Raw genomic sequence first — 25198 nt, forward strand, 5'->3', positions numbered from 1 at the left:
CGGGAAGGGACAGGGAAGGACGGCTAGCGCCCGCGCTCGGCTCGTGCTGCCACGACGGCCTCGGCCACCGCCGTGGTCTGCTCGAGCGGCAACGCCACCGCACCCTGCTCCGCGGTGACCGTCACGATCGTCGGGAAGATCCGGCGCACCAGATCCGGCCCGCCGGTCGCGGTGTCGTCGTCCGCCGCGTCGTACAACGCCTCCACCGCCGTCCGGATCGCGGCTTCGGCGTCCGCGTCCGGGTCGTACAGCTTCTTCAGCGAGCCCTTCGCGAACAGCGAACCCGAACCGATGGCGTGGTAGCCCGCGTTCTCCTCGTAGCGGCCGCCCGTCGCGTCGTACGAGACGATCCGGCCCGCGTGCTTCGCGTCCTCGGCGTCGAGGTCGTACCCGACGAACAGCGGCAGCACGGCCAGCCCCGCCATCGCCATCTCGAGGTTGGACTTCACCAGCCCCGCGAGCTTGTTCGTCTTACCGTCGAGCGAGAGCGAAACACCCTCGATCTTCTCGTAGTGCGCCAGTTCGACCGCGTACAGCCGCACCATCTCGATCGCCAGCCCGGCCGAACCCGCGATGCCCACGGCCGAGTACTCGTCGGTGACGTGGACCTTCTCCATGTCGCGCGAAGCGATCAGGTTTCCCGACGTCGCCCGCCGGTCACCGGCGATCAGCACCCCGCCCGCGAACTTGACCGCGACGATCGTCGTCCCGTGCGGGGCGTCCAGCCCGCCGGCCCCGGCCGAGACCCGGCGCTCCGGGAGCAGTTCGGGCGCCTGCGCCCGAAGGAAGTCCGAGAACGACGAGGTCGCCGACGAGAAGTACGCGGCGGGCAGCGCCGACTTACCCGAGGTGTGTTCCATACGTGCTCAAAGTTCCAATCTGTGTGATCCGCCGGCTCCGCACAGGCGGCCCCGGCCCGGGGCCGCCGGAAGACGAGCTACTCGCCGCCCTTTTGCACGTAGGCGCGGACGAAGTCCTCGGCGTTCTCCTCGAGCACGTCGTCGATCTCGTCGAGGATCGTGTCGACGTCCTCGCCGAGCTTCTCGCGCCGTTCCTGACCCGCCGGACCGCCGTCCTCGAACTCTTCGTCCGAGTCGCCGCCGCCGTGCTTTTCGATCTTTTCCTGAGCCATCTCGCCTCCCGGTGTGGCCGATGTTTCCTAGCCTACCCAGCGGTCCCGACAATCCGCGGGATCCGTGATCGCTTAACCCCGATGAAAGGAAATCCCGCTAGTCCGAACCGGTGAGCGCCTCCACCAGCTCCTCGGCGGTCGCGGAGTCGTCCAGCAACTTCCCCACGTGGGCCTTCGTGCCCCGCAACGGCTCCAACGTCGGGATCCGCACCAGCGATTCCCTGCCGACGTCGAAGATGACCGAATCCCACGACGCCGCGGCGATGGAGTTGGCGTACTTCTCCAGCGTGCGGCCCCGGAAGTAGGCCCTGGTGTCCGACGGCGGGGTCGTGACCGCCTCCAGCACCTCCTCCTCGGTCACCAGGCGCTTCATCGAACCCCTGGTGACGAGCCTGTTGTACAGGCCCTTGTCCAGCCGGACATCCGAGTACTGCAGGTCGACCAGCCGCAACCGCGGCGCGCCCCAGGCCAGCTGGTCGCGCGCGCGGTAGCCCTCGAGCAACCGCAGCTTCGCCGGCCAGTCCAGCCTGTCCGCGCATTCCTGGGGATCCCGCGCCAGCGCGTCCAGGATCTCGCCCCAGACCCGCAGGACCTCCTTGGAGGCCTCGTCCGCGCCGGTGCGCTCCAGGTTCGCCGACGCGATCTCGTGGTAGGCGAACTGGAGGTCCAGCCCGGTGTACTTGCGCCCGTTGGCCAGCGAGACCTTCGCCTTCAGCGTCGGGTCGTGGCTGATCTGGTGGACGGCCCGCACCGGTTCGTCCAGTTTCAGGTCGTCGAACCGGATGCCCGCCTCGATCAGGTCCAGCACCAGCGCCGTCGTGCCGACCTTCAGATACGTCGAGTACTCCGCCAGGTTCGCGTCGCCGATGATGACGTGCAGACGGCGGTACTTGTCCGCGTCGGCGTGCGGCTCGTCGCGGGTGTTGATGATCCCGCGTTTGAGCGTGGTCTCCAGGCCGACCTCGACCTCGATGTAGTCCGAGCGCTGCGAAAGCTGGAAACCCGCTTCTTCGCTCTGCTGCCCGACTCCGACGCGACCCGAGCCCGTGATCACCTGACGGGACGCGAAGAACGGCGTCAGCCCCGCGATCACCGCGGTGAACGGGGTCGACCGCTGCATCAGGTAGTTCTCGTGCGTGCCGTAGCTCGCGCCCTTGCCGTCGACGTTGTTCTTGTACAACTGCAACGGCGGCTGCCCGGGCACGGTGGCGGCCTTGCGCGCCGCCTCCTCCATGACCCGTTCGCCCGCCTTGTCCCAGATGACCGCGTCGCGCGCGTTCGTCACCTCGGGCGCCGAGTACTCAGGGTGGGCGTGGTCGACGTACAGCCGCGCTCCGTTGGTCAGGATCACGTTCGCCGCGCCGAGGTCCTCGACGTCCGGGTCGTGTCCCGGGCCGCTCGGGCCGGTCAGGTCGAACCCGCGCGCGTCGCGCAGGGGCGATTCCACTTCGTAGTCCCATCGCGCCCGCCTCGCCCGCGGAACGTCCGCCGCGGCCGCGTAGGCGAGCACGACCTGGGTCGAGGTGAGTACCGGGTTCGCCGTCGCGTCGCCCGGCACCGCGATGCCGTACTCGACTTCGGTTCCCATGATCCGCCGCATACCCACCACCCTACGGGGTCGGGGCCGTGCGACGATGCCCCCCATGTCAGGCAGTGACGAACTCGTTGCGCTCTATGACCTCGGCGGAACCGTGGTGGGAGCGGCCACGCGCTCCCGGGTCCGCGCGGAAGGACTCTGGCACGCGGCGGGCGTGGTGTTGGTCCGTTCGAGTGACGGGGGCTCCGTTTACGTGCACCTGCGCACTCCCACGAAAGACGTCTATCCCTCCACTTGGGACTGCTGGGCGGGCGGCATCGTCGCGGCGGGTGAGACACCGGAAGAGTGCGCGCGCCGGGAACTCGCTGAAGAACTGGGTGTTCACGGAGCGGAACTACGGCCGCTTTTCGTCCATGTCACCGACGACGACACGATCCGCTGCCACAACTTCGCGTTCGAGACACGGTGGGACGGCCCCTTCGTCCATCAGCCGTCCGAAGTCGTCGAAGGACGCTGGCTGACGCTGACCGAGTTGCGTTCGTGGCTCGACGATCCGGAGAGCCGGTTCATCCCCGACGGCCGTCTCGGCGCGCTGGAGTGGTTCCGCCGGGAAAACGCCGGCTAGGCCGAACGGAGGCGCTGCGCGACGATCGGCAACAACCGCTTCGCCGCTTCCGTTGCCCTTGCCTCGGTCCCGGCCGTGACACTGAGGGCGGAGACGAGTTTCCCCTTGGCGAGCAACACCGTGCACGTCGTGCCGTCGCACCAGGCACGTTGGACCGCTATGCCGGTTTGCTTCGCGAGAGTGACCTTCTTGCCGTCACAGTCCGCCCGGACGACGACGTCCGAAGCGTCACGATCGGCGTACTCGGTGACCTGATGTTCCAGCGTCGAGCCACTGGGGTACGACCACGCGGCCGAGCGGCTCGTGTCCCGGGTGAGACCGGTCAGACAGCCGGACATCCTGCTCTCACCGGGAACGACCTCTTCCTCGGCGACGTCCTCGTCGGTCAGCAACGCGGCGGAAACGGCCGCGGGGACGGGAGCCCTGGTCGACGACGGCGGCACCGGGTTGGCCTGCGGCTTGACCGAAGGCTGCGACGGCTCGGCCGCGGGCGTCGGTGCCGGATCGTCGTAGTAGGTGTCGAGGTCATTGGGACGGTCGGCGCATCCCGACAGACCGAACAGCGCGACCGTCGCCACCGCGAGCACCTGCCGATGACGCACCCCGAGCCCTCCCCGGCTTCCGCCTGACGTTTGCCGCGAGACTAGTCCAGCCCCTCAATGCCAGCCGAGGCAGGATCGGTGCCGCCAGTAGGCGACCGGTTCCTCCGCGAGCGCGGCCAGCTCCGCGAGTTCCTCCTCGGCGAGTTTCACCTTGGCGGCACCGAGATTCTCCGCGAGCTGGGCGGTGCTCGACGGTCCGATGACCGCGATCGGACGCCAGTCCTGCGCCAGCACCGCCGCGACGGCCACCGCGTCCGGGCCCGTCCCGTGTTCCCGCGCGATCCGCGCGAGCGGCGACGGCGGCTCGACCACCAGCCGTCCGTTCGCGACGGTTTCCTTGACCAGCACCCGTTTCCCGGCGGCGCGCGCTTCCGCGAGCGCCGGGCCGGCGGAGGGTTCGAGCAGGTTCCAGGTCGACTGCACGGCACTGAAGACCGGCGTTCCGGACACCTCCAGCTCGAACGCCCGGCGGACCGCGTCCGCCTGCGACGGTCCGGACGTCGAGAACCCCACCGGCACCCCGTCCGCGGCGAGTTCCGCCAACGCGCCGATCAGGCGGTCGTCGGTGAACAGTGGACTGTCCACAGTGAGCGAGTGGACCTGGTAGAGCGAGATCGCCTTCCCCAGCAGCCCAACGGATTCGGTCCATTGTCCGGCGAACCGCGCCGCGGTGTGCTCCTTGACCTCGTGCACCTCCGCGTCGAGCTTCCACTCCCCCACGTAGCGGTAGCCCCATTTACTCGACACGGTGACGTCCGGGTGGCCGCGGTCGGCGAGCCAGCCGGCGAGGAACTCCTCCGACGAACCATACGAACGGGCGACGTCGATCCATCGGACGCCCGCGCGGTACGCGTCGTCCAGCACGTCGTAGGTCGCCGCGCGCATCGCCTCGAACCCGCGTCCGGGCGGCAGCGCCTCGACCCGGCCGAGGTTGATGTACGCGGGCCTGCCGAGCGCCGCCAGTCCGACGGCGATCCGGTCGCCGACGGGGATTTCCGAGTCCGTCACCGCGCTCCTTCGTTCTTGTGGCGGAGGATCGCGAGCCACTGGCTCGAGTTCTGCGCCTGCCGATGGAGCTTTTCGAGGCGAGCCGCCGGAGCCCGAACGTAACCTTTACCGAAGACGGGCGCGATCTGACGAAGGCTGGCGCCCTCTTCCCTGGCGGCGAGCAGCGCCCAGTCCGACGCGTCGGCGCAGGCCGCGGAGGCACGACGCAACTCGCCCAGTATCTCGATGAGCTCGGGGGCACTCACCTCCCCCGCCCGCACGGCCGCGGCCGTCGTTTCCAGCCATGCCAGGACATCGGCTTCGGTGATCGGCGCGCGCGGGCGCCCGGAAGATTCGCTCACAGCCCGGAAGTATAGGTCGTTATACAGATGGTTCGGGGGAACGCCACGCGCGAGTCTTCGGACACATCGTCCGAAAACCGCTGGAGCGCAAGGGGGTTCCGGGATTCACTGAGTCCTGACTTGAGGATTCAGGAGAAGGACAATTGGGACGTTTCGGTATCGCGATCCGGTTCGCGGCACTCGCGGTCGTCTGGGGTGCGAGTTTTCTGTTCATCAAGGTCGGCCTCACCGGCCTCTCGCCGGCCCAGGTGGCGCTTTCCCGCATCTGCCTCGGCGCCCTGGCGCTGATCGCCATCGCCACGTGGCGCCGTAAGCCACTCCCCCGCGATCCGGCGCTCTGGGGCCATCTCGCGGTCGTCTCCGTGCTGCTGTGCGTCATCCCGTTCCTGCTGTTCTCCTGGGCCGAGCAGTACATCTCGTCCGGGCTCGCCAGCATCTTCAACGCGACGACCCCGCTGATCACCATGCTCATCGCCGCCGCGGCCCTGCCGTCGGAACGGTTCACGAAGGCCCGCACGACGGGCCTGATCCTCGGCTTCCTCGGCGTGCTCACCATCGTCGGGGTCTGGCAAGGGATCGACGTCTCCCACGAACTGACCGCGCAACTGGCGTGCCTCGGCGCGACGACCTGCTACGGCATCTCGTTCGTCTACGTGCGACGGTTCATCTCCTGGCGGAACCTCGACGCACCCACCGTCGCACTCGGACAGGTCTGCTGCGGTGCCGTCGTGATGCTGGTGCTCGCGCCGTTCATCGCGACGACGCCGGTGCGTCTCGACACGCCGATCGTCCTCAGCATGATCGCGCTCGGGGCGCTGGGCACCGGGCTCGCCTACGCCTGGAACGCGTCGATCATCGCGGCGTGGGGCGCGTCGAACGCATCTGCCGTGACCTACCTCACACCGGTCGTCGGTGTACTGCTCGGCGTTCTCGTCCTCGACGAACCCTTGGCGTGGAACCAGCCGGTCGGCGCACTGCTCGTCGTCCTCGGCATCCTCGCCGCGCACGGACGGCTGAGCGTGCGCAAGAAAGTCCGGGAACCCGCACCCGTGTGACGCGAAAGGGCCCTTCGCCGCAGGTGCTGCGGCGAAGGGCCCTTTCGGCTTGCCCTACAGGTACTGACCGGTGTTCGTGGCGGTGTCGATCGCCCGCCCCGAATCCTGGTTCTTGCCGGTGACGAGCGTGCGGATGTACACGATCCGCTCGCCCTTCTTGCCGGAGATCCGGGCCCAGTCGTCCGGGTTGGTGGTGTTGGGCAGGTCCTCGTTCTCCGCGAACTCGTCGACGATCGCGTCCAGCAGGTGCTGCACGCGCAGGCCGGGCTGCTGGGTCTCCAGCACCGACTTGATCGCCGACTTCTTCGCCCGGTCCACGATGTTCTGGATCATCGCGCCCGAGTTGAAGTCGCGGAAGTACAGGACTTCCTTGTCACCGTTGGCGTAGGTGACCTCGAGGAACCGGTTTTCGTCCGTCTCCTCGTACATCCGCTCGACCGTGTGCTGGATCATCGCGTCGAACGTCGCCCTGCGGTCCCCGCCGAACTCGGCGAGGTCGTCCGCGTGGATCGGCAGGCCATCGGACAGGTACTTGGAGAAGATGTCCTTCGCGCCTTCGGCGTCCGGACGCTCGATCTTGATCTTGACGTCGAGCCGGCCCGGCCGCAGGATCGCCGGGTCGATCATGTCCTCGCGGTTGGAGGCGCCGATGACGATGACGTTCTCCAGGCCTTCCACACCATCGATCTCCGAAAGCAGCTGCGGGACGATCGTGGTCTCCACGTCGGAGGACACGCCCGAGCCGCGGGTGCGGAAGATCGAGTCCATCTCGTCGAAGAACACGATCACCGGGGTGCCTTCGGAGGCCTTTTCCCGAGCCCGCTGGAAGATCAGGCGGATATGCCGCTCGGTCTCCCCGACGAACTTGTTCAGCAGTTCCGGACCCTTGATGTTCAGGAAGTAGGACTTCCCGTCCGCCTTGTCGCCGCGGGCTTCCGCGACCTTCTTGGCGAGCGAGTTGGCCACCGCCTTGGCGATGAGGGTCTTACCGCAGCCAGGAGGCCCGTAGAGCAGCACGCCCTTCGGCGGGCGCAGCTGGTACTCCTGGTAGAGATCAGCGTGCAGGAACGGAAGCTCGACGGCGTCGCGGATCTGCTCGATCTGCCGGGTGAGGCCACCGATGTCCTCGTAGCGGACGTCGGGCACCTCCTCCAGCACGAGATCCTCGACCTCCGCCTTCGGCACGCGCTCGTAGGCGTAACCGGCTTTCGAGTCCACCAGCAGGGAATCGCCCGGCTTGAGGGGCTGTTCGGACAGCGGATCGGAGAGCAGGACGACCCGCTCCTCGTCCGCGTGCCCGACCACGAGCGCACGGGGGCTGCCGCCCTCGACGTCCGGGGCCAGCACCTCGCGCAGCGCGCAGACCTCGCCGATCCGCTCGAAGTCACCGCCCTCGACGACGGTCAGTGCCTCGTTGAGCCGCAACGCCTGTCCGCGCTGAAGCGACGAGACCTCGACCGCGGGTGAGACCGAAACCCGCATTTTGCGGCCCGCGGTGAACACGTCCACCGTGTTGTCCTCGTACGCGGTGACGAACACGCCGTAACCGCTCGGAGGCTGGGCCAGCCTGTCGACCTCCTCTCGCAACGCGAGCAACTGGCCACGCGCCTCGCGGAGCGTCTCGACCAGTTTCGTGTTGCGTTCCGTGAGTTGGCTCACTCGTTCCGCCGCCTCGGCGAGTCGCTGCTCCAGCACTCGGTTCTGGCGTGGCGAATCGGTGAGCTTCCGGCGCAGCAGGGCGACTTCCTCCTCGAGGAAGCGGACTTGACGTGCCTGCTCGTCGGACGTGGTTCCAGCTCCGGTCGTTTCTGAAGGGTCGGCCTCCTCGCGCCGACCTCCGGGAAGGTCATGATGCATCGGGCACCTCCTCGGAGTGCTTTTCATTCCACGGTACCGGCGATCACCGACAATAAAAGGCCTTTCCGCATCACAAGATCGGCGCGTCGCGTTCCGGACGACCCGCCAGCACGTACCTTCGCGACGCGCAAGGGGCCATCCCGGTGCCGGGTCCGGCACTCCCATGGTCACAATCCGTCCACCTGGCCTGACCTGCGGCGGAATACCCGGCTCCGTCCGGGTGCAAACGGGATTCCGGTATCAGTTCGGCCCTAATCGAGCGGCGATCCGGCTCGATGGCTAGCATCGGGCGACGTTCGCCGGGGAGGCGGACCCGCAGGTCATGTTGAGCATTTTCGCAGAACAGCTAGGGGGCACCAGCCATGACTTACCCGCCGCAGCAGCCCGGCGGCTACGGACAAGATCCGTACGGCCAACAGGGCGGGTACCCGCAGAGCGGCCCCCAGCCGCAACAGGGATACCCCGGTGGCGGCCAGTACGGACAGGACCCGTACGGCCAGCAGCAAGGCGGCTACCCGCAGAGCGGTCCTCAGCCCCAGCAGGGATACCCCGGCGGCACGCAGCAGTTCGGCCAGCCGGATCCGTATGGGCAGCAGGGCGGCTACAACGCCTACCCGCAGGAAGGCGGGTTCGGCGGCGGAGAGCCACCCAAGAAAAAGAAGACCGGCCTGATCGTCGGCATCGCGATCGGCGCGGTCGTCCTGGTCGGTGGCGGTGTCACCGCCCTGGTCATCGCGCTGAACTCGGGTGACGACAACCCGACCGCCGCGCCGCCCACCAGCAGCGCCGCCCCGTCGGAGGCCCCGTCCTCGTCGTCGCAGAAGCCGAGCTCGACCCGCACCAGGTCCAGCTCGCCGAGCACGTCGTCGACCAGGAGCTCAGGTCCGGCGCCCGGCGGGAAGGCCACGCCGCAGGAAGTCTTCGAAAGCGCCGCGACCTCCTACAGCGCGGGTGACAAGAAGACGTTCCTCGATCTGATCTGCCGCAGCGAGAACACCAAGGACGAGGGCAAGCCGCTCGACCCCATCAAGCTCGAGATCACCGAGCCCGCCAAGGAAAGCGGCGACCGGGCGACCGGCCGTTACCGCGCCACCCAGGGCACCAAGATGGCGGAAGGCACGATCACGGCGGCCAAGGAATCGAACCTGTGGTGCCTCAAGGACATCAAGGCCGACAAGAAGTGACCTGTCCGTGACGGTGAGCCACAAGCTGACCGCCGTGGCGGTGGTTTGTGGCGCGGTCGTGGCCGGGGTCGTGGTGGGGCTGCTGCTGGTGGCCCCCTCCGGCTCCGACCCGGCCGCGTCGAGTACCGGCACGCCCACGCCGCCGCCCGCTTCGTCCCGTCCGGTTCCGGTGGATCCGGACGTGGCCGCGGTCGAGGTGGTCGGCAAGGCGATCGCCGCGGCCATCGTCAACCACGACGCGACGGCGTTCGGGAAACTCACCTGCGTCCAGCAGTCGTCGGCCGATCTGGCCGAACTCGGCCGGAAATGGGCGGCGGCGGGCAAGGTGACCGCGACCGTCCCGGATCCGCCGGTGGTCAGCGGCGACTCCGCCACCGTGACCGTCCACGTCGAAGGCGTCGGCGGGCAGAAGGACACGCCGTTCCCGCTCAAGAAGCAGGGCGGCAAGTGGTGCGTGCCCTGACGTTTCGGGGTTCTCTCGGGTCCCTGCTGAGGGCGCCGAGCCTGGCCGGGCGTTGCGAAAGCCACCTTCGCAACGTTGAGGGTTGCGAAAGTGGCTTTCGCAACGTCGGGCGTGGCGGTCCGGCACCGCCCCGGAAGCCGACAGGAACCCAAGACACCCTCGGCTTGAGCCCGAAACGCCGCTGAAGACCAGCTCTACCGATCAGCCCTTGCCGGAGCGGCGGTGCACCCGCGGCGAAACGGTGCCGTCCGCCAGGCGGCGCGCCGTCAGCAGGAACGCGGTGTGCGCGACCATCCGGTGGTCCGGCCGCACCGCGAGGCTCACGACGTGCCAAGGCCGCATGAGGGTCTCCCACGATTCCGGCTCGGTCCAGCACTGCTGGTCCCGCAAGGCTTCCGTGATCCGCGACAGCTGTGTGACCGTCGCCACATAGACGGTGAGCACGCCACCCGGCACCAGATGCGCGGCGACCGTCTCCAGCTGGTCCCAGGGCGCCAGCATGTCGAGGACGACGCGGTCGACCTCGCCGGTGTGCGTCGACAGGTCCGCGACCGTCAGCGACCAGTTGTCCGGCTTGTGGCCGAAGAACTTCTCGACGTTCCGCTCGGCGTGTTCGGCGTGGTCGTCCCGGATCTCGTAGGACTGCACGGTCCCTTCCGAACCGACCGCCCGCAGCAGCGAACAGGTCAGCGCGCCGGAGCCGGCACCAGCCTCCAGTACTCGCGCGCCCGGGAAGATGTCGCCCCACATCACGATCTGCGCGGCGTCCTTCGGGTAGATCACCTGCGCGCCACGCGGCATCGACAACACGTAGTCCGGCAACAGCGGGCGAAGCGCCAGATAGTGGCTGCCGCCGGCCGAAGTGACGACCGAACCCTCCTGCGCACCGATCACGTCGTCATGCGCCAGCGCGCCGCGATGGGTGTGATACTGCTGTCCCTCGGCGAGGACCATGGTGTAGTGCCGCCCCTTGGAGTCGGTCAGCTGAACCCGGTCACCAACACGAAACGGCCCTCGGACCGACACTGAACCTCCATACGCGCGAACACAGATCGACGACCGATCCTCGCAGGTGGCCGGACCGCGCTACGCCGGGGGTCGGCTCCGGGTCATCGCGGCGCGCAGGTCTTCACGCCTGAGCACCCCCGCGGGCCTGCCTTCGTCGTCCACCACGAGGAACTGCCAAGCGGCCGTTTCCCGGACGCGCTCGGCGATCTCCTCCCCCGACTCCGACGAAAGCAGCACGGTGTCGGCACGGATCGGCTCCGCGGCCATCTCCGCGGGCGCGTGCGGCGACGTTCCCGCGAGCTGCGCCGCGGCCGTCTCGTCGAGCAGGCCCGCCGCGACGCCGTCGGCACGTACCAGGACCACCCCGCGGCCAGCCGAAGCGGCCAGCGCGTCCGAGACGGGGCTTTCCGCCGGAAGCTGGAGAACGGGACGGACGAGTTCGCTCAGCCGCACACCTTCCGGCCAGCCGCGGCGGGTTTCGGCGGCGAGTTCGCTTCGGGCGCCGAGGATCACGAACCACGCCGTCACGACGCAGACACCGAGCCGGAGCCAGCGGTCCTCGCTGCCCGCGGCCAGCCCCCACAGCGCCCAGACGACCAGCCCGGCGGCGACGACACCGCCGCCGACGACCGCCGCCCGCGTGCCCTTCTCACGGCGGCCGGTCGCCGCCCAGACCCCGGCACGGACCAAACGGCCGCCGTCGAGCGGAAGCCCGGGAAGGAGGTTGAAGACCCCGACGGCGAAGTTCGCGACGGCGCATTCGGCGATGAGCAGCCAAGCCGCGCTTTCCGACGGGACGGCGAACATGAGCAGACCGCAGAAACCGCCCAGCAGCAGCGAAACGATCGGCCCGGCGGCGGCGACGAGGCCTTCCTGCCTCGGCTCGCGGGGTGTCCTGGCGACCTCGGAGAGACCGCCGAGCAGGAACAGCCGCAGGCGCCGGACCGGGATGCCGAGCCGCAGCGCGACCAGGCAGTGCCCGAGTTCGTGCGCGAGCACCGAGAGTCCGAGAAGGACCGCGAACGCGGCCGCCAGCAGCCAGGAGGTCAGCGTCGTCGCGCCGGGCAGGAACCGCTCGACCAGTGGTGTGTAGAGCACCACGATGATCAGGGAGCCGATCCACCACGAAGGGGCCAGCAGCACGGGGATCCCGGAGACGCGGAACAGCAGGAGCCCGCCCTCTGGTGCCACGCCTCGTCGAGGCGGGCCCTGCTCACCCGTCACCGCCATGTGTCAGAGCGTAGATGCCCAGGTGTGGGGTGCCGGTAACCCGCCCTTCCCGTCCGGGTGGTGTCGGTCATGCCGCTCCGGTGCGTTGCGGTCCCGAAACTGTCGGTGCCCGGCGATACGCTCCTCCCATGCCCGACACCGACACGGTCACCGCCGATCCGCCGCCCGGCGCCGAAGTCCCGCGCCGTCGGCCGGCCCTGTCCCCGTCGCGTGCCAGCGACTTCAAGCAGTGCCCGCTGCTCTACCGCTTCCGCGCGGTGGACAGATTGCCCGAGATCCCGACGAAGGCCCAGCTGCGCGGCACGCTGGTGCATTCCGTGCTGGAGCGCCTGTTCTCCCTTCCCCAAGCCGATCGCACCCCTCCGCAGGCCAAGGAGCTGCTCGCGCCGGCGTGGGAGGATCTGTCCGCGGAACGTCCGGAGTGGATCGAGCTGTTCGACCAGGACGATCCCGAGGCCGTCACCTCGTGGCTCTCGTCGGCCGAGCAGCTCGTCGACACCTACTTCGGCCTCGAAGACCCGCGCCGGCTGGAACCCGAGGCGTGCGAGCTGCACGTCGAGATCGAACTGGGCTCCGGAGTGCTGCTTCGGGGCTACGTCGACAGGCTGGACGTCGCGCCGACCGGCGAGATCCGCGTCGTCGACTACAAGACCGGCGCCGCGCCCCGCGAGATCGGCGAGGCCAAGGCGATGTTCCAGATGAAGTTCTACGCCGTGGTCCTCTGGCGGCTTCGCGGTGTCGTGCCGCGCCAGCTGAAACTGATGTACCTCACCGACGGGCAGTCCCTGGCCTACACGCCCGACGAAGGTGAGCTGATCCGCTTCGAGCGCACGCTGGAGGCGATCTGGCAGGCGATCCTCAAAGCGGGCAAGACCGGCGATTTCCGCCCCAATCCGAGCAAACTCTGCGCGTGGTGCGATCACCAGGCGCTTTGTCCGCAGTACGGCGGCACTCCCCCGCCGTATCCCGGCTGGCCGGAGCCGGATCCCGGCGAAGAGTCCGTATTGGACCGTGCGGATTAGGGTGCTGTTGTGACAGAAGCCTTCTACGTGCCGTCGGGTGACGGCGTCTTCCTCCCGACCCCGCACACCGCCGGCCCTTGGACCCCGGACGCGCAGCACTTCGGACCGCCCTCGGCGTTGCTGGTCCGCGCGCTCGAAGAGGTCGAGGCGCCGCACGCGAGCCAGCTGGCACGAGTGACGGTCGAGATCCTCGGCCCCGCGCCGCTGAAGGAGCTTTCGGTGCGGGCGTGGGTGGAGCGGCCGGGCCGGTCGGTCGAATGGCTGGTGGCCGAACTCGCCCATGGTGAGCGGGTCGTCGCCCGTGCGTCGGCGTGGCGGATCGCGACCTCGGACACCACGGCGGTGGCCACCGCGGAAGGACCGGCGTTGCCCTCGCCGGAGGGGTTGCCGACGTCCTCCTGGCCGGAGAGCTGGCACGGCGGGTACCTCGACGCCGTCGAGTGGCGGCGGGTCAAGGGCGCGCTGGACGCGGCGGGGCCGGCGACCGTCTGGGGCCGTCAGCGCGTCGCCCTCGTCGACGGGGAGAAGCCGAGCCCGCTGCAGCGGCTGTTCGTCCTCGCGGACTCGGGCAACGGGATCTCGAACTTCCTGGATCCGCGTGAGTGGTGGTTCATCAACTCGGAGCTGACGGTGCACCTCCGCCGTCCGCCGCTGGGCGACTGGATCGGCGTCGACGCGGCCACCCTGGTCGGCCCGAACGGCATCGGGACGGCGACCACCACGCTGCACGACGCCTCGGGCCCGATCGCCTCCGGCGCTCAGGCTCTCCTGGTGCGACCGCGACAGGCGGGCCGATAGGCGCGCTTTCTCGGCGGGTTTCCAATAGCCTTCCCGGAACAACAGACACAGGGAGCGCTTCGGCATGCAGATCACCTCGGTGGTCAACCAGAAAGGCGGGGTCGGCAAGACCTCACTCAGCGTGGGCGCGGCGGCCGCACTGGCCGAACGCGGCCGCCGGGTGCTGCTGATCGACCTCGACCCCCAAGGCCACGCGACCACCGAACTCCTCGGGCTGGACGAGGTGGCGCACGACATGCCCAGCCTGGCGAAAGCCCTGACCAAGGTGTGGAAGGGGCCGATCGAGGAACTCGCCGTGCGGCATCCGCGCAGCAACCTCGGCCGGGGCGGCGCGTTCGACGTCATCCCGACCTCGCCGGGCATGTTCGACCTGATCCGGCGGCTGGACCAGTTCCGCGTACCCGGCTGGCAGCTGGCCAGGGTCATCCAGTTCGCGAACTACGACCACGTCATCATCGACTGCCCGCCCGCGCTCGACGTCCTGACCAACAACGCGCTCGCCGCTTCGCACGGCATCCTCGTGCCGGTGCAGCCGGACCGGACGAGCATCCGCGCGCTGCGCCTGCTCGCGGACCAGGTGCGTTACGTCGAACAGACCGTCGGCCGTCCGCCGATCGCCTACTACGGCCTCGTCCCCGGTCTGTACCGCCGCCCGATCTCGCACTACGCGGCGGCCGCGTTGCAGGAGTTGTACGCGTTCGGGATCCCGATGCTGTCGCACGTCCCGCTCGGCGTCGTGATGAACGAGGCCGCCGCGCACGGTGTGCCGGTGACGACCTACGCGCCGGAAACCCTGCAGGCGCTGTCGTTCCGGGAGATCGCGGCGACACTGGACGGCTACCTGCAGAACCATCCGGCCGCGGCGATCGTGCCCGCGGACGAGGACTTCGTCTTCGAGGACTTCATCACCGAGGTGTCGGTGACCCGCAGCGCGAAGGACAACGGGGCGCGCAAGAAGCTCTACGACCTCATGCCCAAGAAGCCCAACCGGCCCCGCTGACGAACGCCATGAAAGGTCCTTTCCTTGCGAAATTCGCAAGGAAAGGACCTTTCATGGCGTCTGTGACCGGTCTCAGAGGCGGCAGGCCCGGATGTCCGAAGCCAGGACGGCCTTGGCGCCGGTCTCGGCGAGTTCGTCCATGATCCGGTTGACCTCCTTGCGCGGCACCATCGCCCGCACGGCCACCCAGTCTTCGTCCGCCAGCGGCGCGACGGTCGGCGATTCGAGCCCCGGCGTGATCGCGATGGCCGCGTCCAGCAGGGACCGCGGGCAGTCGTAGTCCAGCATCATGTAGTGCTGAGCGAAGACGACTCCCTGCAACCGTGCCTTCAGCTGGTCCTTCGGCCGCGTGTGCTCGGTGCCTGCCCGCTGCAGCAGCACCGCCTCCGACACGCAGATCGGATCCCCGAAGGCCACGAGGTTGTGCTGGCGCAACGAACGTCCGGACTCGACGACGTCCGCGATGGCGTCGGCCACGCCGAGCTGGATCGAGATCTCGACGGCGCCGTCGAGGCGGATGACCTCCGCCTCCACCCCGTGCTGCTTCAGGTTCTCGCGTACGAGGCGCGGGTACGACGTCGCGAGCCGCTTGCCGTGCAGGTCTTCGGCCTTCCACTCCCGGCCCGCGGGCGCGGCGTACCGGAAGGTGGAACCGCCGAAACCGAGGCCGAGGATCTCCTCGACCGGGGCGCCGGAGTCGAGCGCGAGGTCGCGGCCGGTGATGCCGAGATCCAGCTCGCCGGACCCGACGTAGATCGCGATGTCCTTGGGGCGCAAGAAGAAGAACTCGACCTCGTTGACCGTGTCGAGCACGGTCAGGTCGCGGGCCTCATGTCGCCTGCGGTAGCCGGCCTCTCCGAGCATCTCCGACGCGGCGGCGGCGAGGGCTCCCTTGTTCGGCACGGCGACACGCAGCATTGCTTCTCCTTGGTTCTCCGGACGCGAAGGCGTCACAGGTACCGGTACACGTCCTCTGTCGACAGTCCTCGGCCGAGCATGAGCACCTGTACGCGGTACAGCAGCTGTGAGATCTCCTCGGCGAGCCTGTCGTCGGATTCGTGCTCGGCGGCGATCCACACCTCGCCCGCCTCTTCGAGCACCTTCTTGCCCTGCGCGTGCACTCCCGCGTCGAGCGCGGCGACGGTGCCGGAACCGTCGGGCCGCGTGCGGGCGCGGTCGGCAAGCTCGGCGAACAGCTCATCGAAGGTCTTCACAGTCTGGAGATCCTTCCATCCGCGCCCGCGCCGCGCTGCCCCGGGCCGGTGTGGTGCCGGTCGCGTCACACTTCAGAACAGCGCCGCGCCGCCTCGCTCGAAGTCGAGCAGCTGCCGCTTCCGTTCGACGCCGCCGCCGTAACCGGTGAGATCGCCGGTGGAACCGATCACCCGATGGCACGGCACGATGATGCTGATCGGGTTCTTCCCGTTCGCGAGCCCGACCGCGCGCGACGCGGTGGGCCTGCCGAGCCGGTCGGCGAGCTGGCCGTAGGAGACCGTCTCGCCATACGGGATCCCGAGCAGTCCTTCCCAGACCATCCGCTGGAACGCGGTGCCGCCGAAGCTCAGCGGAAGATCGAACTCCTTCCGCTGACCGGCGAAGTACTCCTTCAGCTGTTGCTCGGTGTCCACGAAGATCGGCGAACCCGGGTCCGGATGGCCGAACGTCTCCTCGGCCGGGCGGTGCCGCTGCTGGACCATGTACACCCCGCAGAGGCTTTCGCCGTCCGCGACCAGGGTCAGCTTGTCGTACGGGCTGTCGATGACGGTGTGCGTGCGCATGGCGCTCCTCGGAACTCAGGCGGCGGGCAGCCGGTTGATCGGGTGATCTCCGGTCGCCCAGAGGTGTTGGACGGCGTAGGCGCGCCATGGCCGCCAGCGTTCGGCGTGCGCGGCGAACGCGGCCGGGCCCAGCCCGAGGCCCTTCGCGGCGACCTTGACGCCGAGATCGGTCGGCAGGAAGGCGTCCGGATCGCCGAGCGAGCGCATCGCGATGCTCTCGACGGTCCACGGGCCGAAACCGGGCAACGCGTGCAACCGCTCGCGGGCACGCTGCCAGTCACTTCCCGCACCGAGGTCGAGATCGCCGTCGTTCAGTTCGGCCACGAGACCGAGCAGGGTCCGCTTGCGGCTCTGCGGCATCGCGAGGCTTTCCGGGTCGAGGTCCGCGAGCGCGGCGGCGTCCGGGAAGACGTGCGTGAGGCCGCCGTCAGGGTCGTCGACGGGGGCTCCGTGCGCGAGGACCAGCCGGGCGGCGTGGGTGCGGGCCGCGGCGGTGGACACCTGCTGGCCCAGCACGGCGCGGACGGCGAACTCGCCACCGTCGACCGTCCTCGGCACCCGCCTGCCCGGCGCGGCCGCCACGAGCGGCGCGAGCAGCGGGTCCGCCGCCAGTGCCTCGTCGACCGCGACCGGATCCGCGTCGAGGTCCAGCAGTCGGCGGCAGCGGCTGATCGCGGTCGAGAGGTCACGCAGGTCCGAGAGCGTGAGCCGGCAGCCGATGTGGCCGTCCTCCGGCTTGAGCGCGACGACGGCGGGGCCGTGCGGGAGCCGCAGCGTCCGGCGGTACGCGCCGTCGCGCCATTCTTCGACGCCGGGGACGCCTGTCGCGACCAGATGCCCGAAGAGGTTGTCCGGGAACAACGGCTTCCGGTACGGCAAACGCAGGCTCAGCGTTCCGGGCGCAGTGGCAGGCGCCGTGCGGACGCGAGCCCGCAGCTCCGTCGGAGACAGGGCGAAGACCTCTCGCACGGTGTCGTTGAAGGTCCGGACGCTGCCGAAGCCGGCGGCGAGGGCGACGTCGATCATCGACAGACCGGTCGTCTCGATCAGCAGCCGCGCCGTCTGCGCCCGCTGGGCGCGGGCGAGGCTGAGCGGGCCGGCGCCGAGTTCGGCGCGCACATGGCGCTCCACCTGCCGGACGCTGTAGCCCAGCCGGGCCGCCAGCCCGCTCACGCCGTGGGTGTCGACGACGCCGTCGGCGATCAGCCGCATCGCCCTGGCCACCACGTCCGCGCGCTCGTTCCACTGCGGCGAACCCGGGCTCGCGTCCGGACGGCATCGCTTGCAGGCGCGGAACCCGGCCTCCTGCGCGGCCGCCGCGCTCGGGTAGAACGTCATGTTCTCCGGCTTGGGCGGGACGACCGGGCAACTCGCCCGGCAGTAGATCCGCGTCGTCAGGACCGCGGTGAAGAACCAGCCGTCGAACCGCGCGTCCTTCGACTGGACCGCCCGGACGCAGCGCTCGAAATTCTCATGCACCCGGTAAGCATCACCGACCGCACGGGGCGGGGTCTAGCGGAAATGCGACATGGCGGTCAGGGCAGGAGCGCGGCCAACCCCGGCACGTCGAGACCCACCAGCGACGAGCGGAACACGCGCCGCTCACCCGGTTCGACGTCGACGTCGTTCGGGATCACCACCACGGTGCAGCCCGCGGCGGCCGCGGAAGCCGCACCCGGCGGTGAATCCTCGATCGCGACACACCGGGATGCCGGGACTCCCAGCAACTCCGCGGCCAGCTGGTACGGCCTGGCGTTCGGCTTGTTCAGACCATCGACCTCGTCGCCGCAGACCGTGGCGGCGAAGTGGTCTCGGCCGATGGTGTTGAGCGCGAGTTCGGTCAGCGACCGTTCGGTGGAGGTGACCAGCGCCATCGGCACACCGTTGGCGCGCAACAGTTCGAGCAGTTCCTGAGCGCCAGGGCGCCACGGGAGCGGGCCGTCGAACAGGTTGGCCGTGCGGCGGCGGATCCACTCCCCCATCTCCGCGATCGACTCGGGTGTGACGGGCCTGCCGCAGACTTCAAGGAGGAACGCGGCCGTGTCGTCCATATTGGACCCGACGAGACTCAGGCGCTGGGCCTCGGTCAGGCTGCCGCCGAGGCTTTCGACGGCCTCGTAGAGCGCGACGTCCCACAGCTTCTCCGAGTCGACCAGCGTGCCGTCCATGTCCCACAGCACGGCGGCGAGTCCGTCCAGTGTGGACGGTTCGGTCACGGTTCCCCCTCACGATCGGATGGACCTTCTCCGGACCCACGGTAGCCGAGACGGATTCACGTCGGCGGCGAGGTCGTCGCCCGAAATGTCACCTAAGTCGGCTCCGCACGGTTCGCCCCGGCGAAACGCCACCGGACATGCCCAACGCCGCACGGCCGCCTGGTCGTAGGCTGGTCCGGTGAGTGAGCCCGTCGACGAGACCCAGCGGCCCGGCCGCGACCACCCGGATGACAGCAAGCCGATCATGATCGTCGCCTTCGAAGGATGGAACGACGCAGGTGACGCGGCCAGCCGGGCGGTCGAGCATCTCCAGCTCAACTGGGATGCGACACCGCTGAGCGAGCTGAGTCCGGACGAGTACTACGACTTCCAGGTCAGCAGACCGACCGTCCGCATGGTGGACGGCGTCACCCGAAGGGTCGACTGGCCGACCACACGGCTCTCGGTGTGCCGCCCGGAAGGCTTCAGCCGCGACATCGTGCTGGTCCAGGGGCCCGAGCCGAACATGCGCTGGCGCGCCTTCTGCGCCGAACTGCTGGAGCACATCCAGCAACTCGACGTCGCCACGGTCGTCACCCTCGGCGCGCTCCTGGCCGACACCGCGCACACCCGCCCTGTCCCGGTCACCGGGACGGCGTACGACAAGGACACCGCTTCGCAGTTCGGCCTGGAGCTGAACAACTACCAGGGGCCGACCGGCATCGTCGGGGTCCTGCAGGACTACTGCGTGCAGGCGGGCGTCCCGGCCGTGTCGATCTGGGCGGCCGTGCCGCACTACGTCTCGCACCCGCCGTCGCCCAAGGCCACGCTGGCGCTGCTGCACAAGCTCGAGGACGTCCTCGACGTCGAGATCCCGCTCGGCGCCCTGCCCGAGCAGGCCGAGGAGTGGCAGCGGACGGTCACCGAGATGGCCGAGGAGGACGAAGAGATCAGCGAGTACGTCCGGGGACTCGAGGAGCGCGGCGACGCGGAGACCGAGTTCACGCTGGACGACGTCAGCGGGGACAAGATCGCGGCCGAGTTCGAGCGGTACCTGCGGCGGCGCCGTCCCGGCCAGGACGGTCCCGGACGCGGCTGAAGCCTCCGGTCTCGTGAGTGGTCAGGACGGTTAGAGCCAACCGTGTCTTGAGTACCTGCTGGTCCGAAGTCCGTGAAGGCCTCCTTGAGGGACTCTGGGTCCCTCAAGGAGGCCTTCACGGACTGGGAACACAAGGTATGCGGCGTGCGTCAAGGCGTAACTCGCGTGATCAGGCGCGTAACTCGCGTGTCTGGAAGCGACACTCGCGAGTTACGCCGCTGATCAGAAGATGCGCCGCAGCGGGATCGGCCCCCGTGACCGCTTCCGCCACTCACGCGGATAGCCGAGCGAAACCTCTTCGAAGCGCACTCCGTCCGCCTCCGTGGAGCGCGGGATGTGCAGGTGCCCGTAGACGGCGACCTCCGCCCGGAAGCGCTGGTGCCAGTCCTCGGTCTCCGTCGTCCCGCACCACAGCGCGAATTCCGGGAAGTACAGCGGCTCGGTCGGGTGGCGGTGCAGCGGCCAGTGCGACATGAGGACCGTCCCGTGGTCCTCGGGGATCGCCTCCAGCCGTTCCGTGCTGATCTTCACCCGGTCGGCGCACCACGCCTGCCTGCTGGGATACGGGTCCGGGTGCAGGAAGAACTCGTCCGTGCACAGCACACCGGCCTCGCGCGCCTGCTCGATGGCCGCCAGCATCGGCAGGCCGTCGGCGGCAGGGGTGCGCCAGCTGTAGTCGTACAGCACGAACAGCGGGGCGATCGTCAGCGGTTTCTCCTGGTGTTCCCACACCGGGTACGGATCCTCCGGGGTGAGGACGTCGATCTCGCGGCAGCGCTCGACCAGGTGCTCGTAGCGCGCCTGTCCCCGCAGCTGACATTCATCCTTCTGGGTGGTCCACAGCTCGTGGTTTCCGGGCACCCAGACGACCTTCGCGAAACGTTCCCGCAAGGTCTTGAGCACCCCAATCACGGATTCGGCGCGTTCGGCGACGTCACCGGCTACGAGCAGCCAGTCGTCGGGGGTCCGGGGGACGACCTCGTCGACGAGCGGGGCGTTGCCCTCATGGGTGACGTGGAGGTCGCTGGTGGCGAAGAGATGCGGCACTCCACCACCGTAGCTTCACCCGGACCGGGGAACCGCCGGAATCGGGTCACGGCGCAACCTGCCCGAAGCCGACACGCCCAGCACGACCAACGCCGAGACGGTGTGCAGACCCGCCTGGACGTTCAACAGGACACCGGTGCCCAGCACGTCGAGCAGGCCACCCGTCAGCAACGCGCCCAGCGCCGTGAACCCCGCCGTCCCGGCGAAGACGGTGCTCAGCACGCGGCCGGATCGCTCAGGCGACGCCGCGGTCTGGACCAGCGACAGCAGACCGGAGCCTGCGAGCACTCCAGGGGCGCCGACCAGGCCGAAGAGCCCGATGAAGACACCCAGCGACACGGTCAACATGGGCAGGTTCCAGATCACGGCCGAGAGCAGACCGAGCGCCAGCCCGCCCCAGCCGAGCAGAGCGGCGGGAGCGACCTTGCGGGCGACGGTGGCGACGGCGAAGCCAGCGGCCAGCCCGCCGAGGGCCTGCACGCCGCGCAGCAGGCCGACGTCGCCTTCGGTGCCGTCGAGGATTTCGAGCACGAAGACCACGAAGAGCACCAGGAACATCCCCTGCGCCAGGGACGTCAGCACCACGACGACTCCGGCGAGGCGAAGGCGCCCTTCGCGGCCGATCTCGCGAAGCCCGTCGATCCAGGCTCGCAACACCGGCTCGTGTGGTCCGGCCGCTTTCGGCGCGGCGACACGGGGAAACGGGCGCGCCAGCAGGGCCGAGCCGATCACCAGCACGCCTAAGTAGGCCACCACGACCCAGCCCAGGCCGCCGAATCCGAGCAGGAGGCCGCCCGCCCAGCCGCCGGCGAGGCGAGCGACGCTGCCGTTGATGCTCATGAGGCCGTTGGCGCCGATCAACTCCTCGGGAGCGACCAGTTCGGGCACGAGCGCGTTGCGCGCGGGTTCGAACAACGAGGCCAGACCCGCCTGCGCGGCCATCACCCCGTAGATCACGAAGACCGGGCCACCGGACGCGACGAACAGCAGCGGCAGCGCCACGAACGCCTGTCCCGCGCACACCACGCACAGCACCAGCCGCCGGTTCCAGCGGTCCGCGATCACGCCGGCGACCGGACTCAGCAGCACCGCGGGCACCAGGCCGAGGACGATGCTCAACGCCGTCGTGGCCGCCGAACCGGTGGCCTGGAAGACGAACACCGGCAACGCGATCTGCAGCATCCACTCGGCGGTTTCGGAGAAGAAGGCGGCGATCCACAACCGCGCGAAGGCGGGCTCTCTCAACGGTTTCATCTGCTCGGCTTCCCCTCGGCGTCGATGCGGAGGAACGCCCGCAGTCCCAAGTGGACCGGGAGGGCCTCCGCGGGAGCGTCTTCGCGGATCGCGCCGACGTAGGGCCGCACGAGCGCGTCGATTCCCCGCACCAGCTCGTCCAGCTCCGCCGCGGTCACCCGCAGCGAGTAGTTGTTGATCCCCGACGCGTCCCGCCATTCCTTGTCGAGCCGGTCGGCGGCGTCGAGGTAGCGCTCGGTCAGCTCCTTTTCCCGCGCGAGGGTGGTGCCCACGACCGCCAGTTGCGCCCCGCGCAGCTCCGGGTCGTCGCCGAACTCGATGCCGACCTGGCACGCCCGCCACGGCCGCTCCCGCCCGTCCTCCCCTTCGACCCGTTCCACGAGACCGTGCTGCGCCAGCTGACGGAGATGCCAGCTGCAGTTCGAGGCCGTCGAACCGACGGCCGCCGCGCACTCGCTGGCGGTCCGCGGACCGACCGCCATGAGGTGGTCCACCAGTGCCGAACGCAGCGGATGCGCCAGCGCCCGCATCAGCTCGACGTCTTCGATCCGCTTGCGCGGCGGCAACCCGGCCATCGACCGATCCAATCTGAAAGATGTCTTTCGAAAGTTCTGTTTCAGATTCACAGGTGGCCGCACGGATGTCAAGTGAGCCCCCATATCCTTGCTGGGGCAGCTGCTGCACAAGACAGTGACTGCACGGTGCAACTACTGAGCAAGGAAGCACATGCCTGACCAGCAAGAACTCGCCACTGCGGCAGCCCTGGAGATCCCCCGGTTCGTCAGCGCGACCGTTCTGTTCCAGACGGCCATGGCGGAGCGGCTCGGGATCAGCGCGACCGAACTGCACGGGCTCCAGCTGGTCATCAGCGGCGCCGCGACCTCACCGACCGGGCTGGCGCGAGCACTCGGCATGACCACGGGCGCGGTGACCCGGATGCTCGACCGCATGGAGGAACAGCACCTGGTCGAACGCGTCCCCGATCCCGCCGACCGGCGCCGTCTCGCGATCCGCCCGCTCCCCGACCGGCTGGCGGAGGTCGCCGACCTCTACTCCCCCATGGCCCGTTTCTTCGGCGACCGCCTCGGCAGGCTCGACCGCCGTCAGCTGGCCGCACTTCTCGGCGTCATGACCGACGGGCGCGCGTTCGCCGAACAGGAGGCCGCTCGCCTGCGTTCCGAAAAGGGGGTTGACTAACGCTACATAGGTTGCGTTAGACTGCTCGCATCATGGACAACTGACATCGCGCCTTCCCCGCTCCGAGGCGGCTTCGGTCGAGCACCGCTCCCGTAAGCCATGAGGCCCGGCGGGGATCCCTCATGTCCGAGAAACACGGTGATGTCGTATGTCTCTTTCCCTGATCGCCAAGGACCTCGTCCACTCCTACGGTGCCCGCGTCGTCCTCGACGGCGTCAACCTGACCGCTTCGGCGGGACAGCGGCTCGGACTGGTCGGCGAGAACGGCGTCGGCAAGTCCACGCTCCTGCGCTTGCTGGCCGGGGTCGAAGAGCCGCAGAGCGGTGAGGTGCTGCGAGGCGACGACCTCGGATTCCTCTTGCAGGAGCTGCCTTTCCCGCTCACCGCGCGGTTCTCCGACGTCATCGACGACGCGCTCGCCGAGATCCGGCAAGCGTCGGCGAGACTCGACGAACTGACCTCGGCGCTCACCGATCGCCCGGACGACTCCGCTGTGCTCGACGAGTACGGCACCGTCCTGAAATGGGCCCAGGCACACGATCTGTGGGACGCTGACCGGCGAGCCGAGGTCGTGTGCGCGGGCCTCGGGCTCGCCGGGATCGACCCGGCACGCGAACTGGGCACGCTGTCCGGCGGGCAACGGTCGAGGCTCGGTCTCGCGGCGCTGCTGATCCGGCGGCCGGGCACCCTCGTCCTGGACGAACCGACGAACCATCTCGACGACGCCGCGATGGAGTTCCTGGAACAGCATCTCGCCTCGCTGACCGGTGTCCTCGTGTTGTCGTCGCACGATCGCGTGTTCCTCGACGCGGTGTGCACCGACATCGTCGACCTCGACCCGGCACTGGGCGGCCCGACCCGGTACGGCGGCACGTATTCCGACTATCTGGACCAGAAACGGGCCGAACGGGCGCGCTGGGAACAGCGCTACGCCGAGGAACAGGACGAGCTCAAGGAACTACGCGAATCGGTGGCCGTCACCGCGCGCAACGTCGCGCACAACCGGCCGCAGCGCGACAACGCCAAGATGCTCTACGACTTCAAGACCGGGAGGGTGCAGAAACAGATCTCACGCCGGGTCCGCAACGCCCAGCTGCGGCTGGCCGAACTGGAACGCGACCAGGTGCGGAAACCGCCCGCGCCGCTGCGCTTCCAGGCCGAGCTGACCGGCGAGCCGGGTGAGGGCAAGACGGCGATCTCGGTACGGGACATCGAGATCGCCGGACGGTTGCGGCTGGCGACCCTGGACGTAACCACGACGTCGAGGCTCCTGATCACCGGCGGGAACGGCGCCGGGAAGTCGACGCTGCTGTCCGTCCTCGCCGGCTCGCTGACGCCCGACTCCGGCACCGTCCTTTCCGGACGCGGCGTGCGGATCGGCATGCTGGCCCAGGACGTCGCGTTCGCCGAGCCGGAGAAGACCGCGCAGTGGACCTACGCCGAAGCCCTCGGCGAGGACGCTCCCCCGTTGCGCGGCCTGGGCTTGCTGGCCCCGCGCGACCTCGGGACCCGGGTCGGCGCGTTGTCGGTCGGGCAGCGGCGCCGGCTCGCGCTGGCGTTGCTGATCGCCGACCCGCCGGAGGTGCTCCTGCTGGACGAGCCGACGAACCACATCTCGCTCACCTTGGCCGAGGAGTTGTTCACCGCGCTCGATTCCGCGCCGGGTGCGGTCGTCATCGCGTCACATGATCGGTGGCTGCGGCGCGATTGGGCGGGTGACCACCTCCGGCTGGAAGCCGGACGCGTCGCCGTGTAGGGCGTTATAC

At 69.2% G+C, this 25198-nt stretch carries 27 protein-coding genes; 10 read left to right on the forward strand and 17 right to left on the reverse strand.

Annotation, left to right across the window (positions count from 1 at the left end; all coding sequences use genetic code 11):
* Nucleotides 1-23: 23 nt before the first annotated feature.
* The 3 genes from prcB to dop form a co-directional block, all read right to left on the reverse strand.
* Nucleotides 24-860, reverse strand: coding sequence for a proteasome subunit beta (prcB, locus tag DMH01_RS17885; RefSeq protein ID WP_125678144.1), 837 nt, complete (start codon nucleotides 858-860; stop codon nucleotides 24-26).
* 77 nt (nucleotides 861-937) lie between these two features.
* On the reverse strand, nucleotides 938-1132 hold the full coding sequence (locus DMH01_RS17890) for a ubiquitin-like protein Pup (RefSeq protein WP_037319666.1): 195 nt from the start codon (nucleotides 1130-1132) through the stop codon (nucleotides 938-940).
* 97 nt (nucleotides 1133-1229) lie between these two features.
* Complete coding sequence (gene dop, locus DMH01_RS17895) at nucleotides 1230-2732, reverse strand: depupylase/deamidase Dop (protein ID WP_125678146.1); 1503 nt, start codon at nucleotides 2730-2732, stop codon at nucleotides 1230-1232.
* A gap of 43 nt (nucleotides 2733-2775) precedes the next feature.
* On the opposite strand from dop, the gene DMH01_RS17900 reads away from it, so the two are divergent.
* Nucleotides 2776-3294: an NUDIX hydrolase gene (locus DMH01_RS17900; protein ID WP_125678148.1), complete on the forward strand. Its 519-nt coding sequence runs from the start codon at nucleotides 2776-2778 to the stop codon at nucleotides 3292-3294.
* Here the strand turns inward: DMH01_RS17900 and DMH01_RS17905 are convergent.
* From DMH01_RS17905 to DMH01_RS17915, 3 genes are read right to left on the reverse strand one after another with little or no spacing between them, the layout of a single operon-like run.
* Nucleotides 3291-3896 carry a hypothetical protein gene (locus DMH01_RS17905; protein WP_125678150.1) on the reverse strand — a complete coding sequence of 202 codons (606 nt, stop codon included), beginning with the start codon at nucleotides 3894-3896 and terminating at the stop codon, nucleotides 3291-3293. The genes DMH01_RS17900 and DMH01_RS17905 overlap by 4 nt on opposite strands.
* Before the next feature lie 54 nt (nucleotides 3897-3950).
* Nucleotides 3951-4904 (reverse strand): aldo/keto reductase, encoded by a 954-nt coding sequence (locus DMH01_RS17910; protein WP_125678152.1) that lies wholly within the window; start codon nucleotides 4902-4904, stop codon nucleotides 3951-3953.
* Nucleotides 4901-5245: a hypothetical protein gene (locus DMH01_RS17915; protein ID WP_125678154.1), complete on the reverse strand. Its 345-nt coding sequence runs from the start codon at nucleotides 5243-5245 to the stop codon at nucleotides 4901-4903. The genes DMH01_RS17910 and DMH01_RS17915 overlap by 4 nt, the downstream gene beginning before the upstream one ends.
* A 143-nt stretch (nucleotides 5246-5388) precedes the next feature.
* Here DMH01_RS17915 and DMH01_RS17920 point away from each other — a divergent pair, with 143 nt between their 5' ends.
* Nucleotides 5389-6300 carry a DMT family transporter gene (locus DMH01_RS17920; protein WP_125678156.1) on the forward strand — a complete coding sequence of 304 codons (912 nt, stop codon included), beginning with the start codon at nucleotides 5389-5391 and terminating at the stop codon, nucleotides 6298-6300.
* A 54-nt stretch (nucleotides 6301-6354) separates the two neighbouring features.
* On the opposite strand, the gene arc is transcribed toward DMH01_RS17920, so the two are convergent.
* Nucleotides 6355-8157 (reverse strand): proteasome ATPase, encoded by a 1803-nt coding sequence (gene arc, locus DMH01_RS17925; protein WP_125678158.1) that lies wholly within the window; start codon nucleotides 8155-8157, stop codon nucleotides 6355-6357.
* A gap of 362 nt (nucleotides 8158-8519) precedes the next feature.
* On the opposite strand from arc, the gene DMH01_RS17930 reads away from it, so the two are divergent.
* Nucleotides 8520-9341, forward strand: a complete 822-nt coding sequence (locus DMH01_RS17930; protein ID WP_125678160.1) for a hypothetical protein — start codon at nucleotides 8520-8522, stop codon at nucleotides 9339-9341.
* A 7-nt stretch (nucleotides 9342-9348) separates the two neighbouring features.
* A complete protein-coding gene (locus DMH01_RS17935; RefSeq protein WP_125678161.1) occupies nucleotides 9349-9804 on the forward strand; it encodes a hypothetical protein in 456 nt (151 codons plus the stop codon).
* 201 nt (nucleotides 9805-10005) lie between these two features.
* On the opposite strand, the gene DMH01_RS17945 is transcribed toward DMH01_RS17935, so the two are convergent.
* On the reverse strand, nucleotides 10006-10830 hold the full coding sequence (locus tag DMH01_RS17945; protein WP_007035384.1) for a tRNA (adenine-N1)-methyltransferase: 825 nt from the start codon (nucleotides 10828-10830) through the stop codon (nucleotides 10006-10008).
* Between the two features lie 60 nt (nucleotides 10831-10890).
* Nucleotides 10891-12042 carry a M50 family metallopeptidase gene (locus DMH01_RS17950; protein WP_125678165.1) on the reverse strand — a complete coding sequence of 384 codons (1152 nt, stop codon included), beginning with the start codon at nucleotides 12040-12042 and terminating at the stop codon, nucleotides 10891-10893.
* A 128-nt stretch (nucleotides 12043-12170) separates the two neighbouring features.
* On the opposite strand from DMH01_RS17950, the gene DMH01_RS17955 reads away from it, so the two are divergent.
* The 3 genes from DMH01_RS17955 (at nucleotide 12171) to DMH01_RS17965 (ending at nucleotide 14862) form a co-directional block, all read left to right on the forward strand.
* Entirely contained in the window at nucleotides 12171-13064 is an 894-nt protein-coding gene (locus DMH01_RS17955; protein WP_005150226.1) for a RecB family exonuclease, read from the forward strand.
* 9 nt (nucleotides 13065-13073) lie between these two features.
* Nucleotides 13074-13862: a thioesterase family protein gene (locus tag DMH01_RS17960; RefSeq protein WP_125678167.1), complete on the forward strand. Its 789-nt coding sequence runs from the start codon at nucleotides 13074-13076 to the stop codon at nucleotides 13860-13862.
* A 64-nt stretch (nucleotides 13863-13926) separates the two neighbouring features.
* Nucleotides 13927-14862, forward strand: coding sequence for a ParA family protein (locus DMH01_RS17965; RefSeq protein ID WP_125678169.1), 936 nt, complete (start codon nucleotides 13927-13929; stop codon nucleotides 14860-14862).
* Between the two features lie 72 nt (nucleotides 14863-14934).
* Here the strand turns inward: DMH01_RS17965 and hisG are convergent, their stop codons facing one another.
* The 5 genes from hisG to DMH01_RS17990 form a co-directional block, all read right to left on the reverse strand.
* Nucleotides 14935-15780, reverse strand: coding sequence for an ATP phosphoribosyltransferase (gene hisG, locus DMH01_RS17970; RefSeq protein WP_034306613.1), 846 nt, complete (start codon nucleotides 15778-15780; stop codon nucleotides 14935-14937).
* A gap of 32 nt (nucleotides 15781-15812) precedes the next feature.
* Entirely contained in the window at nucleotides 15813-16076 is a 264-nt protein-coding gene (locus DMH01_RS17975) for a phosphoribosyl-ATP diphosphatase (protein ID WP_034306611.1), read from the reverse strand.
* 72 nt (nucleotides 16077-16148) lie between these two features.
* Nucleotides 16149-16640, reverse strand: coding sequence for a methylated-DNA--[protein]-cysteine S-methyltransferase (locus tag DMH01_RS17980; protein WP_125678171.1), 492 nt, complete (start codon nucleotides 16638-16640; stop codon nucleotides 16149-16151).
* A gap of 15 nt (nucleotides 16641-16655) precedes the next feature.
* Complete coding sequence (locus tag DMH01_RS17985; RefSeq protein WP_125678173.1) at nucleotides 16656-18119, reverse strand: AlkA N-terminal domain-containing protein; 1464 nt, start codon at nucleotides 18117-18119, stop codon at nucleotides 16656-16658.
* A 56-nt stretch (nucleotides 18120-18175) separates the two neighbouring features.
* A complete protein-coding gene (locus DMH01_RS17990) occupies nucleotides 18176-18856 on the reverse strand; it encodes an HAD family phosphatase (RefSeq protein WP_125678175.1) in 681 nt (226 codons plus the stop codon).
* Nucleotides 18857-19034: 178 nt separating this feature from the next.
* Between DMH01_RS17990 and DMH01_RS17995 the strand changes: the two genes are divergently transcribed.
* Nucleotides 19035-19934, forward strand: coding sequence for a PAC2 family protein (locus DMH01_RS17995; RefSeq protein WP_125678177.1), 900 nt, complete (start codon nucleotides 19035-19037; stop codon nucleotides 19932-19934).
* 222 nt (nucleotides 19935-20156) lie between these two features.
* On the opposite strand, the gene DMH01_RS18000 is transcribed toward DMH01_RS17995, so the two are convergent.
* The 3 genes from DMH01_RS18000 to DMH01_RS18010 are packed head-to-tail and all read right to left on the reverse strand — an operon-like array spanning nucleotide 20157 to nucleotide 22810.
* Nucleotides 20157-20981 carry a metallophosphoesterase gene (locus DMH01_RS18000; RefSeq protein WP_125678179.1) on the reverse strand — a complete coding sequence of 275 codons (825 nt, stop codon included), beginning with the start codon at nucleotides 20979-20981 and terminating at the stop codon, nucleotides 20157-20159.
* Nucleotides 20982-20996: 15 nt separating this feature from the next.
* Nucleotides 20997-22235, reverse strand: a complete 1239-nt coding sequence (locus DMH01_RS18005) for an MFS transporter (protein ID WP_125678181.1) — start codon at nucleotides 22233-22235, stop codon at nucleotides 20997-20999.
* A complete protein-coding gene (locus tag DMH01_RS18010) occupies nucleotides 22232-22810 on the reverse strand; it encodes a helix-turn-helix transcriptional regulator (protein ID WP_125678183.1) in 579 nt (192 codons plus the stop codon). Before DMH01_RS18010 ends, DMH01_RS18005 begins: the two co-directional genes overlap by 4 nt.
* A gap of 151 nt (nucleotides 22811-22961) precedes the next feature.
* On the opposite strand from DMH01_RS18010, the gene DMH01_RS18015 reads away from it, so the two are divergent.
* Both DMH01_RS18015 and DMH01_RS18020 read left to right on the forward strand, forming a co-directional pair.
* A complete protein-coding gene (locus tag DMH01_RS18015; protein ID WP_125678185.1) occupies nucleotides 22962-23432 on the forward strand; it encodes a MarR family winged helix-turn-helix transcriptional regulator in 471 nt (156 codons plus the stop codon).
* 148 nt (nucleotides 23433-23580) lie between these two features.
* Nucleotides 23581-25188 carry an ABC-F family ATP-binding cassette domain-containing protein gene (locus DMH01_RS18020; RefSeq protein ID WP_125678187.1) on the forward strand — a complete coding sequence of 536 codons (1608 nt, stop codon included), beginning with the start codon at nucleotides 23581-23583 and terminating at the stop codon, nucleotides 25186-25188.
* Nucleotides 25189-25198: the final 10 nt, after the last annotated feature.

Source organism: Amycolatopsis sp. WAC 04182, from assembly GCF_003947465.1.
Taxonomy (GTDB): domain Bacteria; phylum Actinomycetota; class Actinomycetes; order Mycobacteriales; family Pseudonocardiaceae; genus Amycolatopsis.